Source organism: Nostoc sp. (genome assembly GCF_036919495.1).
In the GTDB taxonomy this organism is placed as follows: domain Bacteria; phylum Cyanobacteriota; class Cyanobacteriia; order Cyanobacteriales; family Nostocaceae; genus Nostoc.
Genome location: NZ_JBALBZ010000153.1, coordinates 20,538 through 37,112, shown reverse-complemented (window position 1 = coordinate 37,112; position 16,575 = coordinate 20,538). Strand labels below are relative to the sequence as shown.

13 protein-coding genes are annotated in these 16,575 nt (G+C 42.8%); 10 read left to right on the top strand and 3 right to left on the bottom strand.

The annotated features are described in order from the left end of the window. Positions 1-184: 184 nt before the first annotated feature. Positions 185-1,738 (bottom strand): cation:proton antiporter, encoded by a 1,554-nt coding sequence (locus V7K25_RS22025; RefSeq protein ID WP_335160584.1) that lies wholly within the window; start codon positions 1,736-1,738, stop codon positions 185-187. 298 nt (positions 1,739-2,036) lie between these two features. Here V7K25_RS22025 and V7K25_RS22020 point away from each other — a divergent pair, with 298 nt between their 5' ends. The 9 genes from V7K25_RS22020 (at position 2,037) to V7K25_RS21980 (ending at position 11,266) form a co-directional block, all read left to right on the top strand. Then, on the top strand, positions 2,037-3,869 hold the full coding sequence (locus V7K25_RS22020; protein WP_335160583.1) for a phospholipase D-like domain-containing protein: 1,833 nt from the start codon (positions 2,037-2,039) through the stop codon (positions 3,867-3,869). Positions 3,870-4,159: 290 nt separating this feature from the next. Beyond that, positions 4,160-5,299, top strand: coding sequence for a glutamate--cysteine ligase (gene gshA / locus V7K25_RS22015; RefSeq protein ID WP_335160582.1), 1,140 nt, complete (start codon positions 4,160-4,162; stop codon positions 5,297-5,299). A gap of 748 nt (positions 5,300-6,047) precedes the next feature. After that, entirely contained in the window at positions 6,048-6,569 is a 522-nt protein-coding gene (locus tag V7K25_RS22010; RefSeq protein WP_335160581.1) for a phycocyanin subunit beta, read from the top strand. Positions 6,570-6,657: 88 nt separating this feature from the next. After that, a complete protein-coding gene (cpcA, locus tag V7K25_RS22005; RefSeq protein WP_335160580.1) occupies positions 6,658-7,149 on the top strand; it encodes a phycocyanin subunit alpha in 492 nt (163 codons plus the stop codon). 163 nt (positions 7,150-7,312) lie between these two features. Continuing rightward, positions 7,313-8,125 carry a phycobilisome linker polypeptide gene (locus tag V7K25_RS22000; protein WP_335160579.1) on the top strand — a complete coding sequence of 271 codons (813 nt, stop codon included), beginning with the start codon at positions 7,313-7,315 and terminating at the stop codon, positions 8,123-8,125. A 160-nt stretch (positions 8,126-8,285) separates the two neighbouring features. After that, a complete protein-coding gene (locus tag V7K25_RS21995) occupies positions 8,286-9,155 on the top strand; it encodes a phycobilisome linker polypeptide (RefSeq protein WP_335160578.1) in 870 nt (289 codons plus the stop codon). Positions 9,156-9,277: 122 nt separating this feature from the next. Further along, positions 9,278-9,541, top strand: a complete 264-nt coding sequence (locus V7K25_RS21990) for a phycobilisome linker polypeptide (RefSeq protein ID WP_118168221.1) — start codon at positions 9,278-9,280, stop codon at positions 9,539-9,541. Continuing rightward, positions 9,516-10,358: a HEAT repeat domain-containing protein gene (locus V7K25_RS21985; RefSeq protein WP_335160577.1), complete on the top strand. Its 843-nt coding sequence runs from the start codon at positions 9,516-9,518 to the stop codon at positions 10,356-10,358. Before V7K25_RS21990 ends, V7K25_RS21985 begins: the two co-directional genes overlap by 26 nt. A gap of 170 nt (positions 10,359-10,528) precedes the next feature. Further along, positions 10,529-11,266 carry a HEAT repeat domain-containing protein gene (locus tag V7K25_RS21980; protein WP_335160576.1) on the top strand — a complete coding sequence of 246 codons (738 nt, stop codon included), beginning with the start codon at positions 10,529-10,531 and terminating at the stop codon, positions 11,264-11,266. 109 nt (positions 11,267-11,375) lie between these two features. Here V7K25_RS21980 and V7K25_RS21975 read toward each other — a convergent pair whose 3' ends face one another. Then, entirely contained in the window at positions 11,376-12,026 is a 651-nt protein-coding gene (locus tag V7K25_RS21975; protein WP_335160575.1) for an HD domain-containing protein, read from the bottom strand. Positions 12,027-12,299: 273 nt separating this feature from the next. Between V7K25_RS21975 and pruA the strand changes: the two genes are divergently transcribed. Further along, a complete protein-coding gene (gene pruA, locus V7K25_RS21970) occupies positions 12,300-15,284 on the top strand; it encodes an L-glutamate gamma-semialdehyde dehydrogenase (RefSeq protein WP_335160574.1) in 2,985 nt (994 codons plus the stop codon). 249 nt (positions 15,285-15,533) lie between these two features. On the opposite strand, the gene V7K25_RS21965 is transcribed toward pruA, so the two are convergent. Further along, positions 15,534-16,244, bottom strand: coding sequence for a cadmium resistance transporter (locus tag V7K25_RS21965; protein WP_335160573.1), 711 nt, complete (start codon positions 16,242-16,244; stop codon positions 15,534-15,536). Positions 16,245-16,575: the final 331 nt, after the last annotated feature.

The following is a 16,575-nucleotide window of genomic DNA, read 5'->3' as shown; positions in this document are numbered from 1 at the left end:
GTTCATTGACAAAGCTCAGACTATCCCCAGTTCCCAATCCAATACGGTTTGGATAAGACTCGATCCCCCCAACCCCCCTTTTTAAGGGGGGCTAAAAATGGCTCTATTTCCCCCTTTTTAAGGGGGACTAAGGGGGATCTTTAAGACCTATGCACCTTAACTGAACCGTATTGGTTCCCAATCCCTAATCATCTTCAAGCTTCAACAATTGTTCATCAAGATTTTGTATCCGTCCGCGTACAATTTCTTCCGAGAGAATTCGTTTCCGCATTGCCTCATTGAGCGCTCCTTTTTCTGCTAGGAGTAAACGCCGGCGAATGGCATCAAGTTTACTGCTCTTGCCACTTCTACCTTCCACCTCATCAGGGCGACGATTATATAGTTCCCGCAATATCTTTTCTGCACCCGCAATTCTTACCTGATAAGCTGAACGCATCTCTTCATAAACGGCTTTTGGTAATACCCCTGATTTCAACAGGCTATCTAATTCATCTTGTGCCGCCTTGCCCGTCATCAATTGGGCTTGCAATTCTTCAACCTGTTGTTGAGCTTCAGAAAATTTAGATAATTTTAAGCGTTTTACTACCCAAGGCAAACTTAAACCCTGCCCCACTAACGACACCAGCACACAGCCGAAGACTATAGCTATCAGGACTTCTCGCCCTGGCAGTGTTATAGGTAAACTCAATGCCAGAGCCATTGAGAGTGAACCTTTGATGTTGCCTAAAAACAGTAAATGTTGCCAGCGCAGCGGAATTGGGCGGTCAATCCAACGAACCACCGCTAGTAGCGGATAAACCGTAAGAACTCGCCCGACTTGAAAAGCCAAAACTGCAAGTAGAATTGCAGGTAAAGTTTTCCAGAGCGTTACCAAGTCTATTTCTACACCAATCAACAGAAAGATAAACGTGTTGACAGTAAAACCGGCATATTCCCAGAAACTCAACAAGGTGATGCGGCTAGAAGCAGAAGTATTGCGAGAAAGCCCTAAATTCCCGAAAATTAATCCCGCGACAACTACAGCCACAGCACCTGATACACCGAGAAATTGCCCAACCTGAAAAGTTCCTAATGCAACCGCAACTGTCAATAAAAGACTGCTAAGAGCATCATCTAAACGGGCGAATATAGGTATACTCAAGTAGCCCAAGGCTAACCCTACAACGCAGCCTCCTAGAGAAATAACTAGCAGTTGTTGGATTCCCTCTATAAATGTGAGTGAGCCTGTTGAATATACTTGCACAATCAGGTTGAACATAACCAGGGCAGCAGCATCGTTAAATAGGGTTTCTCCTTCAACGATGGTGGAAAGGCGCGAGGGTACTGGTATTTCCTTAAAGACGGCAATCATTGAAACTGTATCAGTGTTTGCCAGCATTACTCCTACAAATAAGGCAGGTATCCAACTCAGCCCCAGCGCAAATTTCAACAGTACGGCAATAATCCCACTGGAAAGTACAGCCCCTGGCCCAGCAAGTAGAGCAATTGGTTTAAAGGTGCTGCGTAGGCGGCTGACATCTGTATTAATACCAGCTTCAAAGAGGAGAATTGGCAGGAAAAGCTCCAAAACAAGGGTTGGATTTAAACCAATCGGACGAGATAATAGCTCAGTGATGGGCAAACCAGCTAATACTAAACCCACAACATAAGGGATTCGCAACCGCCGGGACAGCAGAGCTACACCTGTAGCAAGCAGCAAGAGAATAATTGAAACTTTGACTAATTGAGTTACATCCACTATTAGCTTCTGAAAAGTTATTTTGACTTTAGTAATGCTACATTAGCAACTTCAGGGTGTGGGTTCAAAACGGCGAATTTCTTTCACTTGAGGGAGGAGGCACAGCGCAGGGGGTAGGGGAGATAAAACCTATTCCAAATGGCAGAAAATGCGTAGGGATAACTTACCATCGTTTACACTATTTTTTAACCGAAGCTCCCTGTTCTAGTTCCCTCCCTATTCACTCAGCAGCATGGACAAGTCGGGAGTATGTACTCCGAAGTTTCAAATATCGTGCGTCTACATGGAGGTTTCGTTGATGTTTCTCGCCTCTTCTGCTAAACCGATTGATGACAATCTCAAAAAATTGGTAGACGAAATAGAAGCGCAAAGTCCTAGCTTATCAGTTTTAGCAGCGCGTGAATTCCGTTATGGTTTGCGGCAAACTCCTGTAGAACTAAATATCAAGGAACCTCGCCAGTTTAACATACTTGAAGAATTTATTATCCGCGCCGCTATTGAATTTCAACCTCCGCCAACAGAGGATGAGTTAGCCTCTGTACTTGGGCTAGATTCTGTCTTTATTAAAACTACTACTACTACTCTTCGTTCCTTACAAACACTATCACCAACATCGCCGCTTACAGTTACTTCTGAAGGTCGCTCATTTTATGAAAAAGGGTCTGTACCACAGCCGCCATATCCTATACAAATTTATGCTATTACAGACCCTTTAAGCGACAAGATAACTTTCCAATCTGAATCCTTAAACGAGACAACGATAACTTTACCTGACTTGGCAGACTTTATCACTATTAATCATATAATTGCTGATATTGCTTCCTTACCCCTTGAGGAAATCCAAAAAAGTATTCAAGCTTCAGGTTTAGCGCTCCATGTACCAGAAGAGGGAAAAATCGTAACTTCCTATAAGGTACTAGCTTCGACTCAAAAAATCTGGAGAAAAATATCGCTTTTCGTTATCTTTGATGCTCTTGAAGATAAATTGACCATTCAAATAAGGAATGGAAAGCAAATTTTAGAGTCAGCATCAAATTGGTTAGAAGTGCTACACGCTGAAGGTAAAATATCTTTGCAAGCATTATGTAAATTATCAACCGAAACCATCAACTTTGAACGTGAAGCCATTCTCAAGCAGAAAAATACTGAAATAGAAGCTAGACTTGAAAATATTCGCCAAAAGGCACTAAAAGCTGCCACAAAAACTACTAGTGAGGGAGATAACTATAAAGCGTTAGGTGAAGCTGTACAGTTACGCGATGGAAAAATTAGTCTAGCTTTTTCAGAAGTTTTAAATTCGGCTAAAAATCAGATTCTAATCTATTCTCCTTGGGTGAATCAGGCAGTTGTCAATGAAAAATTTTTAACTTTGTTACAGAAATTAGCTAATCGCGGAGTTCGGATTTTAATTGGACATGGAATTGCGCGGCGACAAGAAGATGAAGATAAACCAATTCCACCAGAAGTAGAGAAAAAACTTCGAGCGATCAAAACACCTAATGGTTTACCATCTGTACAGGTTTTTTGGTTGGGAGATTCCCATGTTAAAGAAATAATAGTTGATAAAGAAATCCATCTTTGCGGATCTCATAACTGGTTATCCTATCGCGGCGATTACCTACCACGAGGTGAGTCAGTTTATAAAGTTACAATTCCAGATCAAGTTCAAGAAGCTTATGAATTTCTCGCTAATCGCTTCCAAAATCAGGCTCAAAATTTATGGGAAAATGCTTTAGAAAACCGTGATTATCAACTGGCTGTAGAGTCTTTATGCGTGTGGGGTGCGCTAGGTATGGAAGGTATTGCACTCAAAGAGATAGAGAAAAATAATTGGTTGGAACTTCTGCCTGTTTGGTTGGATGTAGCACTACAGGGATTAAAATCGAAAAATTTGGCAGGTGAATCAGAAAGTTTTAAAACTGCACTTTCGTTGCTGAGTCAAGTTTCTATCGAAGAAGCTTTTATTGAGGAATTGCAACAGGGCTGGCGTAAAGTTATAGGCGCGATCGCAATTAATAATCTCAAAACTGCTTTAAATTTACTTAGTGATAAAGTTTGGGCCCAATTTATACGCCTCAGTATTGCCCAAAAGAGTGATTCACCTGATAAGTTTATTTCGCAATATACCTAAAATAAAACAAACATAGTAAGTAAATCTTAGGTTTCAATTAACCGTTTGAAATAACCAAATTTCTGAAAATACATAATGCCTAACTATACAGTGCGTAAATTCAACTAGATGTTTCTCTTACTTTAGTAGTAAGTAATAATTCTCCGAAAGACAGCGAATCAATCCGTCGTCCTGATTTGGTATGAATTATCAACAAAATGATTCTTAACCTTTGATTGGCTTAAAGATAGATCCAGAGATTCGTCTTATTCGATACAATTTATAGGTAGAGAGAGCCGAGGAGAACAAAGGTGGTTTTATTAAAAGGCTTTGAGATTGAGATGTACACTGGCACGCCTCAAGGTGAAATCGTCGGTCTCTCCGACAAAATTGTTGCCGATTTGGATGGATTTATGCGGGAGCCAGATAGCCGCAACGTGGAATACATAACCGAACCATCCCAAAATTACGAAAATTTACTGTGTGCTTTGCTGCGTCCGAGGCGGGTGTTGCGAAACTACCTGAATCGTTTGGGCGATTACACCCTCATACCGGGGAGTACTTTGTCTTTGAGTGGGAGCGATCGCTTTCTCCGTTCCGATCCAGCAAACCCTTATCATGACTACATTGCGAACACCTACGGCACAAAAGTAGTTACCGCCAGCGTCCACATCAATGTCGGCATCAGCGACCCAGAAGTATTAATGCGGGCCTGTCGGGTAATCCGTATGGAAGCACCTTTATTTCTCGCCCTCAGCGCCTCATCTCCCTTCCTAGAGGGCAAAACTACTGGCTATCACTCCACTCGTTGGGGCGTATTTCCGCAAACGCCTAGCCATGTGCCTTTATTTGCTAGCCACGCCGATCATATTCAGTGGGTGGAAGATCAACTCCTTGCCGGAACTATGCAAAACGTGCGGCATTTGTGGGCATCAGTGCGACCAAATGGCGATCGCCGTCCTTATGATCTAAATCGCCTAGAATTGAGAATTTGCGATTTAGTTACAGATCCCATTGCCTTGCTAGCCATTACTGCCTTATTAGAAGCGCGTTTGTTGCAAATAATCGAAAATCCCAGCATCGATCCCTTAACTCAAAGTACCTTCTCTCCCCAAGAACTCGTCACCCTGACTGCTGAGAACGAAGCTGCTGCTGCTACTGGTAGTCTTGATGCTCATTTGAGGCATTGGCAAGATGGTAGAAGTATCCTAGCCAGAGATTGGATTTATGAAATGTACCACGATGTTTGGGCGATCGCTAAACAACAAGGCTTTAGTTGTTTCCTTTCCCCTTTGCATAAAATCCTCCGCGAAGGCAATGAAGCTCAACAGTGGTTGCAACTACACGCAGTCGGTTTTGACAGCCAGCGCGTCATCACCCAGGCTATTGTCGCCACCCAAGAACGCGAAATCGAACTCGAAAACAAATTGTGTTCATTCCTAATGGCTTAACTCAAGAGACATTGGGCATGGTGAAGAGAAATTAGACATAGGAGTGAAAATGAATGTAGAGACGTTGCATTGCAACGTCTCTAAAAGAGTTTCAGGTAACGCATAATTAATTTCTGGAGATATCTATTGCAAATCTAGAGCTTCGGCCAGGCTAATAATTCTAAGTCTGCCGATTGCATAGTTAACTACCGCTATAGACTGCAATGCAGACGTATAAATAGCTTCTAAATAGCTTCTACCAAGGGCATGCGCTAGGAAGTAGCCAATAATACAGAACTTAAATGTGCGATGCCTGTGGTGATCACTGAGCTTTGTCGTACCCCTACAGGGAAGCAAGCTACGTGCAGCGTCTCCTAGAGAAGTACGAGACACGCTTATACGCGCTTAAATGGATTTCCCAAAGTATAGATTATCCCATCTTTTAGGTTAAAGAAAAGTGTAAAGTTATGTAAATGAAATTAACAAACATAACAATAATTTGTAATAAATAATGACGCGACAGCATTGTATAAAGATATCTTGGAAGGATAAAAACAACATCTTAATCAGGTTTTCCAGTCGTTCACAGAAGTTTGAAGTTTTTTAACAAAAGTTTTAATCTGAAAGCCTGGAGATCGTAAACTTATTCCGTGGATGTCTGTTTTGAACCTTTCGTAACTCGTCAGGCAGTACTGACATCAAAAATAAACTGAACCATTCAGTTTTGAGTCCAATTATTCTTAGCAAGCAAATTAGGAGATTTAAGGCAATGGTTTTAGATGCATTTGCAAAAGTAGTTTCCCAAGCTGATACACGTGGGGAATATCTCTCCGATGCACAATTGGATGCATTGAGCGAACTAGTCAAAGATGGTAACAAGCGTGCAGATGCTGTTAACCGTATTACCAGCAATGCGTCAGCTCTAGTTGCTGCTGCGGCTCGTGATTTGTGGGCAGAACAACCCCAATTGATCACTCCCGGTGGTAATGCTTACACCAGCCGTCGTGCAGCTGCTTGTATCAGAGATTTGGACATCATTCTTCGCTATATCACTTATGCGATCTTTGCTGGCGATTCCAGCGTGTTAGATGATCGTGCCCTCAATGGTTTGCGGGAAACCTACTTGGCATTAGGAACTCCAGGAGCTTCAGTTGCTGTTGGTATTCAAAAGTTGAAACAAGCTTCTCTGGCTATTGTCAACGATACAAACAACATCACCAGAGGAGATTGCAGCGCTCTATCATCTGAAATAGCTGGCTATTTTGATCGTGCTGCTTCAGCAGTAGCTTAAGGCAGATACCACTGCTATTGACTGAGATAATAGTCCATTAGGACAAAACAAAATTTCAACCAAAAATTTGTAAAAGGGAAATACCAAAATGACAAAAACACCTCTAACGGAAGCAATCGCATCGGCTGATTCTCAAGGTCGCTACCTCAGCAGCACCGAAATTCAAGTTGCTTTTGGTCGCTTCCGCCAAGCACCAGCTAGCTTACAAGCAGCAAAAGCATTGAGCGGTAATGCTCAACGCTTGACTGAAGGTGCTGCTCAAGCAGTTTATAGCAAGTTCCCTTACACCACTCAACAACAAGGCCCCAACTTCGCGTCTGATGCACGCGGTAAAAACAAGTGTGTACGTGATGTCGGCTACTACTTGCGGATTATCACATACGCTTTAGTTGTTGGTGGCACAGGCCCCTTGGACGATTTCTTGATTTCTGGCTTGGCTGAAATCAACCGGACTTTTGATCTATCTCCTAGCTGGTACATTGAAGCTCTCAAGTACATCAAAGCTAACCACGGTTTAAGCGGCGATCCAGCTGTTGAAGCCAATTCTTACATCGACTATGTAATCAATACTCTAAGCTAGAGTGTTTCTTTAGCCCGGAGAGAAAATCAGCTCTTATGACAAGTGAGTTCTATGAGTTGTTTACCTCTCCGGGCAGTTTTATATTCAAAAGACTGTTAAAAGACTAGAAAAAAATTTTTCTAAAAAGTTTTCAGTTTTGCAGTAAAAACTGAGGAGGTTAAAGATGGCGGCTTTGGGACAAGCAGCAAGATTAGGGATTGGAGAATTTGAAAACTTACCACTAGTAGAACTACGTCCCGATAGAACAGAAGCGGATGTAGCAGTGGTTATCCGGGCGGCTTACCGTCAGGTATTGGGTAATGCATATCTCCTGGAAGGAGAACGTCTAGATAGTGCAGAATCACTGTTGCAGCAAGGTGGAATCTCAGTTCGGGGATTTGTGCAAGCCATTGCTCAATCGGAAATCTATCGGGATAAGTTTTTCTACTCCAACTCCCAAACTCGGTTTATCGAGTTGAATTATAAGCATCTATTGGGGCGGGCCCCAGAAGATGAGTCAGAAATTTCGTACCATGTTGAGCTTTACAACTCACAAGGTTATGAAGCTGAGATTAATTCTTACATTGACTCATTAGAATATCAAGAGAGTTTTGGCGAAAATATCGTGCCCTACTATCGAGGCTTTAAAAGCCAAGTAGGATTGAAAAACGTTGGCTACAGCCGACTGTTTCAACTGTATCGAGGTTATGCCAATAGCGATCGCGCTCAAGGACAAAAGCAAGGGCGGCTAACCTGGGAAGTAGCTAAGAATCTAGCTTCACCCATTTACCCAGTCTCCTCCGGAGCCTTAACAGGTCTCTCTACAGGTAGTCGCGGGGAAACATACCGCATCAGAGTGTTACAAGCAGCTTCCCCGAACTCAACTGTAGTGCGGCGGGGTACTGCGGAATTGCTCGTACCATACGAGCAACTTTCTAGTAAATTGCAGCAGTTGAATCGCAAGGGCAGTAGGGTTATTAGCATTACAGCCGTATAAATAGGCAATCGGGAATTAAGGAGGAGTTAGAAGTTGTGAGTTAAAAGTGAGGAGTGAGAAGTAAGGAGTTTTGAATTCCTAACTCTACCCCTCCTCTTAACTCCTAACTCCTAACTCCTAACTTTTCGCAAGTACTAACTTACAAAGGGAAATATTACCAATGGCTATTACAACAGCAGCTTCCCGTCTGGGAACAGAACCTTTTAGCGATCAGTCTCCTGTGGAATTGCGTCTAAATGCAACCAAAGAAGACATTGAGAGAGTAATTGCTGCCGTCTATCGTCAAGTTTTGGGCAACAACTACATTTTGACATCTGACCGCCTCATAAGTGCTGAATCTATCCTGCGCGATGGGAAAATTACAGTGCAAGAGTTTGTGCGTCAACTAGCTAAATCAGAGCTGTACAAATCCAAGTTTTTCTACGACAATTTCCAAACTCGCGTCATCGAGCTGAACTATAAACATTTGTTGGGTCGTGCCCCTTATGATGAGTCTGATGTGGTCTATCACTTGGACTTGTACCAAAACAAGGGATATGAAGCCGACATAGATTCTTATATTGATTCGCCAGAGTATCAATCTAACTTTGGTGAAAACATTGTGCCTTACTATCGTGGCTTTAAAACCCAAACAGGACAGAAAACTGTGGGATTTAGCCGGATATTCCAACTTTATCGCGGTTATGCCAGTAGCGATACCTCCCAACTCAAAGGCAAGTCCTCCCGTCTTGCTAGCGAACTCGGTCGTAATAGTGCATCCGTTGTTGTTCCTCCCTCTGGTGGCCCTTCCGGTTTTTCCTACGTTGCTCCTGAAAAAGGCGTTACCCCCAATAGTACTTTTGGCGGTGCAGGAACTTTTGGTCAAGAAGGCAGACTCTACCGCATTGAAGTTGCAGGCGTTTTTGGAGCTGGGTATCCTAGCACACGCCGGGTCAATCAAGCTGTTATCATACCCTATGAAGGACTATCTGCTTACTTCCAGAGAGTGGTAAAACAAGGTGGCAAAATAGCCAGTGTGAAACCACTTTAGTGTCAATAATCATAAGGACAAAGAGAGAAGTCTGAGCGAAGGCTTAGACCATCAGAACTTCTCGCAAAGGAAAGAGCGCGCGAGCTGAGACTAATAACAATTTAGAATTGGGAATTAATCTTATGGTTGGACAAATTAGTAGTAGAACAAGTAGTCGCTACTTTCGGTATGAAGTAGTGGGTCTGCGCCAAAGCGAAGAAACCGACAAAACCAATTATCCGATTCGTTCTAGTGCCTCTGTGTTTTACACAGTGCCTGAGAACCGGATGAATCAGGAAATGCAGCGCATTACTCGCTTGGGTGGCAAAATAGTCAGCATTCAGCCATTGAACGCTGATACAACACATAGCGAACACAGCCATGAATCCCAGTCTGGAGAACATTAAAAATTTATCACTGACAGTTGACAATGCCGACGGTGGATCTTTAACTGTAGAGCAGGCGATCGCTAATCTTGAAAGTGCAGATTTAGGTCTGCGATTTTATGCTGCCTGGTGGTTGGGCAAGTTTCGTATAAGTGAACCAGCTGCGGTTACAGCACTGATCAAAGCCTTAGAGGATGAAGCCGACAGGACACCAGAAGGCGGATATCCTCTGCGACGAAACGCAGCTAGAGCCTTAGGCAAACTTGGCGATCGCCAGGCAGTATCACCTTTAATTGGGTGTTTAAACTGCTCAGATTTTTATGTGCGGGAAGCTGCGGCACAATCCTTAGAGATGCTGGGCGATCCGGTTTGTATTCCGGCCCTAATCAAGCTATTAGTAGTAGGTTTGCAGGGAGAGCAGCTCATATCACAGCCTGATTTATCTCAACCCTACGACGCTATCTTAGAAGCCTTGGGAACATTGAAGGCTACTGAATTTGCCCCTCTGGTAAAGGCATTCTTAGAGCATCCAATCGAATTAGTGCAATATTCTGCCGCCCGAGCCATGTATCAATTAACCCAAGAACCAGTTTATGGAGAACGGCTAGTACAAGCTCTGGCGGGAGAGAAATTGCAATTGCGTCGATCAGTGTTAGCAGATTTGGGAGCGATTGGATATTTACCCGCAGCAGATGCGATCGCACAGACTCTTGCTGAAAATAGCCTCAAGCTAATTTCTCTTAAAGGATTACTAGAACATCAAGTAAATCACATAACACCAAGCACTTTCTCAGAAGGTGCGATTAAAGTGATAAATTTGATGGACTCGCTATTGTAGTCATAAATTCTAGATAATCAGTTGTTATTAATACGTTACAACCAAATTTTTACTATACATAAACCCCCAAGCTTACTGTAAAATCAGGGCTAGGGGGTTTATGTATGATGCCAACTACGGATAGCTCAAGCTACAATTGGCTGACGACTCATTGCTGAAGAAGAATTATTATGAATAACAGCGATCTGGCCCAAATATTGATCCGTGCTGTAGAAGAAGCAGATTCCTCGGATCGGTTATTAGACGCAGTTCAGGAGTTAGCAGCATCTGGTATAGAAGAAGGTGTTCCTACACTAATTGCAGCTTTGGGCTACAACAATCCAGGGGCAGCAGTGGCTGCGGTAGATGGGCTGATTGCGATCGGGGAAGCCGCAGTGCAGCCACTATTACAACTAATTGATGGCTACAACTATGGTGCTAGAGCCTGGGCTATTCGTGCCTTAGCGGGAATTGGCGATGTCCGGGCGCTGGATACCTTGTTAGAGGCAGCAAAGACCGATTTTTCCCTGAGTGTGCGGCGGGCAGCTGCGAGGGGATTAGGCACTTTGCGCTGGCAGCAAGTACCGCCTGAAAAACTAGAATCTATTCAGACTCAAGTACTAGAGGCGCTATTACTAATTTCTCAAGATCCAGAGTGGGTAGTGCGCTATGCAGCAGTGACAAGTTTAGAAACACTAGCGATCGCTATAGCAGTCACTTTACCCGATCAAGCGTCACGGATTAAAAATCAACTTCAGCAAATGCTCGATAATGATGTTGATCTCGGAGTTCGCACCCGTGTAAAATTTGCACAGGAAAAAATTCAGCCGCAACAGCCGCAACAACATCAAGAAGTCTTTGCACCTAAAATGAAGCTACAAGACACTGAAGTGTCTGAAGTGCCTCATCGTGGTGCTAGCAGACGTTAAGTAATTCAAAATTTCCAGCCGATTCAAATTTAGAATACAAGTTTGTCGTAGGGGTGCATAACTGTGCGCCCCTACTGTGTGTTGCATCTAAATCAGAATCGCTGTAAAACTAATCAGACAATAAAGACTGAATTTCCCCCTGGATATTGCCACGGGCACATGGTTCGGCGAACTCTGACATTAAAGGCGTAAAGTAGATATGCGATCGCTGTAAAAATCGTTCTAAAACCTGCTGACGACCTGTGATATAATCTGCCTCTGCCATCCAGCCATATTCCTGGCGAATGGCATGGGCGTATTCTCCATACTGCACTTGGTTAGTAGCCAAAATCGCTAAATCGGCATCAAGCAGAACTTGGCTATCATAGTCATCCACCGCAGCTTGGTGGTCTTTAGTATTCAGAATTATACGAGTGACAATAGTTATGGTACTTTCTGGAATACCCAAATTACTCAGCAGATCAAAAGCATAGTCTGCACTTCGTTGTTCATTATCTTGAGCTTGAGTGTCATATACTACATCATGAAACCAGGCAGCTAGTTGAACAGCAGCGAGATTGTTGGTGTAGCCTTGCAAAATCTGAATTGTTTTGAAGACGCGATCGATGTGTTTTAGTGTATGGTAGTAACGACCAGGGGCAGAGTAAGCTGCAATCAAGTTATTAAAAGCTTTCTCAGCCGCTACCTGGTCAACACCAAAGGGTTGGAGTGTGTGTTGCCAGTTAGAAAATAAGATATGCGTAAGGTTTTCTGTAGGCATAAACGTAGTATTCACACTCTTAGTATGACTGAGCTAATCTCTTGTGTTGCAACAATCTGTCTAATCAAATTAGAAATAGATCAACAAAAGGATAACACTTGTTATTGAATTGGGCATTGGGCATTGGGGAAAGAATTCTTATAACTCCAAACTCTTAACTCCAAACTCTTAACTCCCCACTCCCCACTCCCCAGTTGATATATGAAAGCGTCAAAATAGAAGACACAGGCTTTGTACAAAAAGCCTTGCTTTGATTAACGGAGTTTATTATCAGTGGTATTACAAGTACAGACAAGCACCTACGAAGCTAAAACCCAAGAAATTGCTAAACAACTTCTAGCAGCAACGTCGGAAAATCGTTCGTTTTTTTCTTCCCTGCGGGATCAAATGCGCTGGGATGATAAATTACTAGCTTGGGCGATGAGTAATCCTGGGTTGCGGGTGCAACTATTTCGCTTTATAGATACGCTACCTGCTTTACACAGTAAATCAGAAATTGCCTCACATTTACAAGAATATTTAGGAGATGAGTCTGTAGAATTGCCAGCAGCTTTGAAGGGAATGCTAAACTTTGCTAACCCCGACTCGATGCCAGGACAAGTTGCTGCTACAACCGTTGGTACAGCCGTTGAAACTCTTGCTCATAAATATATTTCTGGGGAAAATATTAAACAAGTCATCAAAACAGTTGAACGACTGCGAAAAGAGAAAATGGCTTTCACCATCGATTTACTTGGTGAAGCAGTAATTACCGAAGCCGAAGCGCAGTCTTATCTAGAACGCTATCTAGAATTAATGCAACAATTGGTAGAAGCATCGAAGAATTGGGCAGCTATCCCGGCTATTGATGAGGCTGATGGCGAAGCAATCCCAAAAGTTCAGGTTTCTGTGAAGTTAACGGCGTTTTATTCCCAATTTGACCCTTTAGATGCTAAAGGTAGTGAGGAGCGAGTTAGCGATCGCATTCGGATTCTCTTACGTCGTGCTAAAGAATTAGGCGCGGCTGTCCATTTTGATATGGAACAGTATGCCTATAAAGACATAACTCTTAGCATCCTGAAAAAACTGCTCTTAGAAGAAGAGTTTCGGCAACGCACAGATATTGGCATAACCATTCAAGCATATCTGCGTGATAGCGAGCAAGATACTAAAGACGTAATTTCCTGGTTGAAAGAACGTGGCTATCCCCTGACAATCCGCTTGGTAAAAGGCGCATATTGGGATCAGGAAACTATCAAAGCAGCGCAGAAGCATTGGCCACAGCCAGTTTACAACGACAAAGCGGCAACTGATGCTAACTTTGAAACCATCACTCAGTTATTGTTAGAAAATCATCAATATGTTTATTCTGCCATTGGTAGCCATAATGTGCGATCGCATGCTCGCGCCATTGCCATCGCTGAAAGTTTAAATGTCCCCCGCCGTCGCTTTGAATTGCAAGTCCTCTACGGTATGGGTGATAAAGTTGCCAAGGCGTTGGTTGACAAGGGTTATCGAGTCAGAGTTTATTGTCCTTACGGTGAATTATTACCTGGAATGGCGTATTTAATTCGGCGGTTGTTGGAAAATACAGCTAATAGTTCTTTTTTACGGCAAAATCTCGAAAATCGACCAAGTGAAGAATTATTAGCGCCGCCGATTGTCGAAGAGGAAAAGAACTCTTTAACTCCTAACTCCATTCCTAACTCTCATTTTATCGGTGCTGCTGATACTGATTATGCTGAGGAAGAGGTGAGAACGAAGGCGGCGCAAGCTTTCCAAAGCGTTCGTCAACAGTTGGGTAAAACTTATTTACCCCTAATTAATGGCGAATATGTTAATCCGCCGGAATTTGTTGATTCTCTCAACCCTTCTAATTTCAGTGAGGTAGTTGGTAAGGTTGGGTTGATTAGCGTTGAACAAGCAGAACAGGCGATGCAAGCTGCTAAAGCTGCGTTTCCTGGTTGGAGGAAAACACCAGCCAAACAACGCGCTGATATTTTGCGAAAAGCCGCTGATTTGATGGAACTCCGCCGCGCTGAACTTTCAGTTTGGATAGTTTTGGAAGTTGGAAAACCTGTTAAGGAAGCTGATGGAGAGGTTTCGGAAGCGATAGATTTCTGTCGTTACTACGCTGACGAGATAGAACGGTTAGATAAAGGTGTCAATTATGACATAGCTGGCGAAACTAATCATTATATCTACCATCCACGCGGTATTGCTGTAGTGATTTCTCCCTGGAATTTTCCGCTAGCGATCGCTTGTGGAATGACTGTTGCAGCTTTAGTTTCAGGCAATTGCACTCTCCTCAAACCTGCGGAAACATCTTCTGTTATTGCAGCAAAACTCACAGAAATCTTGGTAGATGCTGGTTTTCCTAAAGGTGTATTTCAATACGTCCCTGGTAAAGGTTCGCAAGTCGGCGCTTATTTGGTAAATCATCCAGATACTCATGTAATTGCTTTTACGGGTTCCCAAGAAGTCGGCTGTAGAATTTACGCAGAGGCGGCAATCTTAAAACCCGGACAAAAGCACATGAAACGGGTGATTGCTGAAATGGGTGGCAAGAATGCCATTATTGTAGATGAAAGTGCTGATTTAGACCAAGCTGTTGTGGGGGTAGTGCAGTCGGCATTTGGTTACAGTGGACAAAAATGTTCTGCTGCTTCCAGGGTGATTGTGCTGCAACCGATTTATGATGCCTTTGTGCAACGGTTGGTGGAAGCGACAAAATCCTTGAACATTGGGGAAGCAGAGTTACCAAGTACACAAGTTGGGCCAGTAATTGATGCTAATGCCCGCGATCGCATCCGCGAGTATATTGAGAAGGGTAAGGCAGAAGCAGAAGTAGCGTTAGAATTACCAGCACCCGAACAAGGATATTTTATCGGGCCTGTGATCTTTAGTGAAGTATCACCAAATGCGGTAATTTCCCAAGAAGAAATTTTTGGCCCTGTGCTGGCGGTAATTCGGGTGAAAGATTTCCAGGAAGCGTTAGCAGTCGCCAACGGTACAAACTACGCCTTAACTGGAGGACTTTATTCTAGAACACCTTCGCACATTCAACAGACGCAGGCAGAATTTGAAGTTGGAAATTTGTACATCAACCGCAATATTACAGGAGCGATCGTTGGGCGGCAACCCTTTGGTGGATTCAAACTTTCTGGAGTCGGTTCTAAAGCAGGCGGCCCTGATTACCTCTTGCAATTCCTCGAACCACGCGCGGTAACAGAAAATATTCAACGCCAAGGTTTTGCACCAATTGAAGGTGCTGAGTGAAATAATTCGCAATAATGCTCTCTACGTTCGCGCAGCGTGTCGCAAACAGACGCTAAAAGCGAACGCAATTACGTTTTGTAATGGGCTTTAACCTCAACACAAAACCTGCTACCTGTCTTGGTGGAGACTTAAACCTCCACCACTAAAGCTTGTAAGGTGGGTAATGCCCACCTTATATTACCCAAGGAGCAATTATTTTTCGTGAAATCGATTTTTTAGATTTTGATGAAAAATCTAAAATTGGCTTAATTATCTACTAGAATTGTCGCCAATTTCATCGCTACTTTCATTATTTTTCACCAAAATTATTAAACAGAAACAACTAGCAGCTAGCTTTATTAAATTCAAAGCTTCGCTTTTTAAGACAATAAAAGCGCCTAATCCTATAAGAACAAAAGGCACAATATTATTACCATAGCGAGTCAATACATCGGCTATTACTCTGTAGTTAATTAATTTGTATGCCGCATAACACCATACTCCTAACAATAGAAAAAATAATCCGATAATTATTACAAAACTCTCTAAGTTACTGCTGGCAAATAACGGTACATAGACACTAATATTGTCACTACCATTTGCAACTGTAATAGCTGCCACACTATAAGTTTGAGGAGATAGGAAACTAGTAATGTTTGATGCCTCAGATTCTTCAGTTGTAGCTACAACTTCCTCTAATGCATCTTCTTCCTTATTGACTAAGCTGCTGATACCTATAGCAATTGGTACTAAACCAAGTAATCCAATCCAGCTTTTTGATAAAACTAACCCACCAAATAAACCAGAAAGGCTAAGGATTAATAAAACTGTAAAACCTAGAAACTGACCAGCAACTATATGCCTGCGGCGAAAATTAGCATTTATTTGAGAAAAAAGCAACAATAAAATGACAATATCATCAATGTTAGTGGCAATGAACGCAATTGCCCCAGTAGTAATTGCAGTAACTAACTCGCTCATATTTTAAGATAAACATAGATATGCTTTTATCTTGCAGCAGGCTACCGCGTTCGCATTGGCAAAGCCTCTCATAGATAGGACTTACGCAAACTCTACGATTCTTGGCGTTCTTCTCTAACGAGACGCTGCGCGTTGGCGGAAGCCTCTCGTAGAGATGGCGTCTTCTCTGCGAGATGCGAAGCGCGATGGCGGTTCGATAAATTAAGCTTTTTAGCACTTTTTGCGTAAGTCCTAATAGAGAAACTTACCAAACAGAAGAATCCAAAGAAATTCAACAACAGATACACACCTTCAATTATCTGTGTTTATCTGCAATGCCAAACACCAAATT

What these genes read in the sequence shown, in the direction of transcription:
- V7K25_RS21975 (WP_335160575.1), bottom strand. Translation starts at nt 12,026, where the DNA reads ATGCCTACAGAAAACCTTACGCATATCTTATTTTCTAACTGGCAACAC.
- V7K25_RS22020 (WP_335160583.1), top strand. Translation starts at nt 2,037, where the DNA reads ATGTTTCTCGCCTCTTCTGCTAAACCGATTGATGACAATCTCAAAAAA.
- V7K25_RS22000 (WP_335160579.1), top strand. Translation starts at nt 7,313, where the DNA reads ATGGCGGCTTTGGGACAAGCAGCAAGATTAGGGATTGGAGAATTTGAA.
- V7K25_RS22010 (WP_335160581.1), top strand. Translation starts at nt 6,048, where the DNA reads ATGGTTTTAGATGCATTTGCAAAAGTAGTTTCCCAAGCTGATACACGT.
- cpcA (WP_335160580.1), top strand. Translation starts at nt 6,658, where the DNA reads ATGACAAAAACACCTCTAACGGAAGCAATCGCATCGGCTGATTCTCAA.
- V7K25_RS21965 (WP_335160573.1), bottom strand. Translation starts at nt 16,244, where the DNA reads ATGAGCGAGTTAGTTACTGCAATTACTACTGGGGCAATTGCGTTCATT.
- V7K25_RS21980 (WP_335160576.1), top strand. Translation starts at nt 10,529, where the DNA reads ATGAATAACAGCGATCTGGCCCAAATATTGATCCGTGCTGTAGAAGAA.
- V7K25_RS21985 (WP_335160577.1), top strand. Translation starts at nt 9,516, where the DNA reads ATGAATCCCAGTCTGGAGAACATTAAAAATTTATCACTGACAGTTGAC.
- V7K25_RS21995 (WP_335160578.1), top strand. Translation starts at nt 8,286, where the DNA reads ATGGCTATTACAACAGCAGCTTCCCGTCTGGGAACAGAACCTTTTAGC.
- V7K25_RS21990 (WP_118168221.1), top strand. Translation starts at nt 9,278, where the DNA reads ATGGTTGGACAAATTAGTAGTAGAACAAGTAGTCGCTACTTTCGGTAT.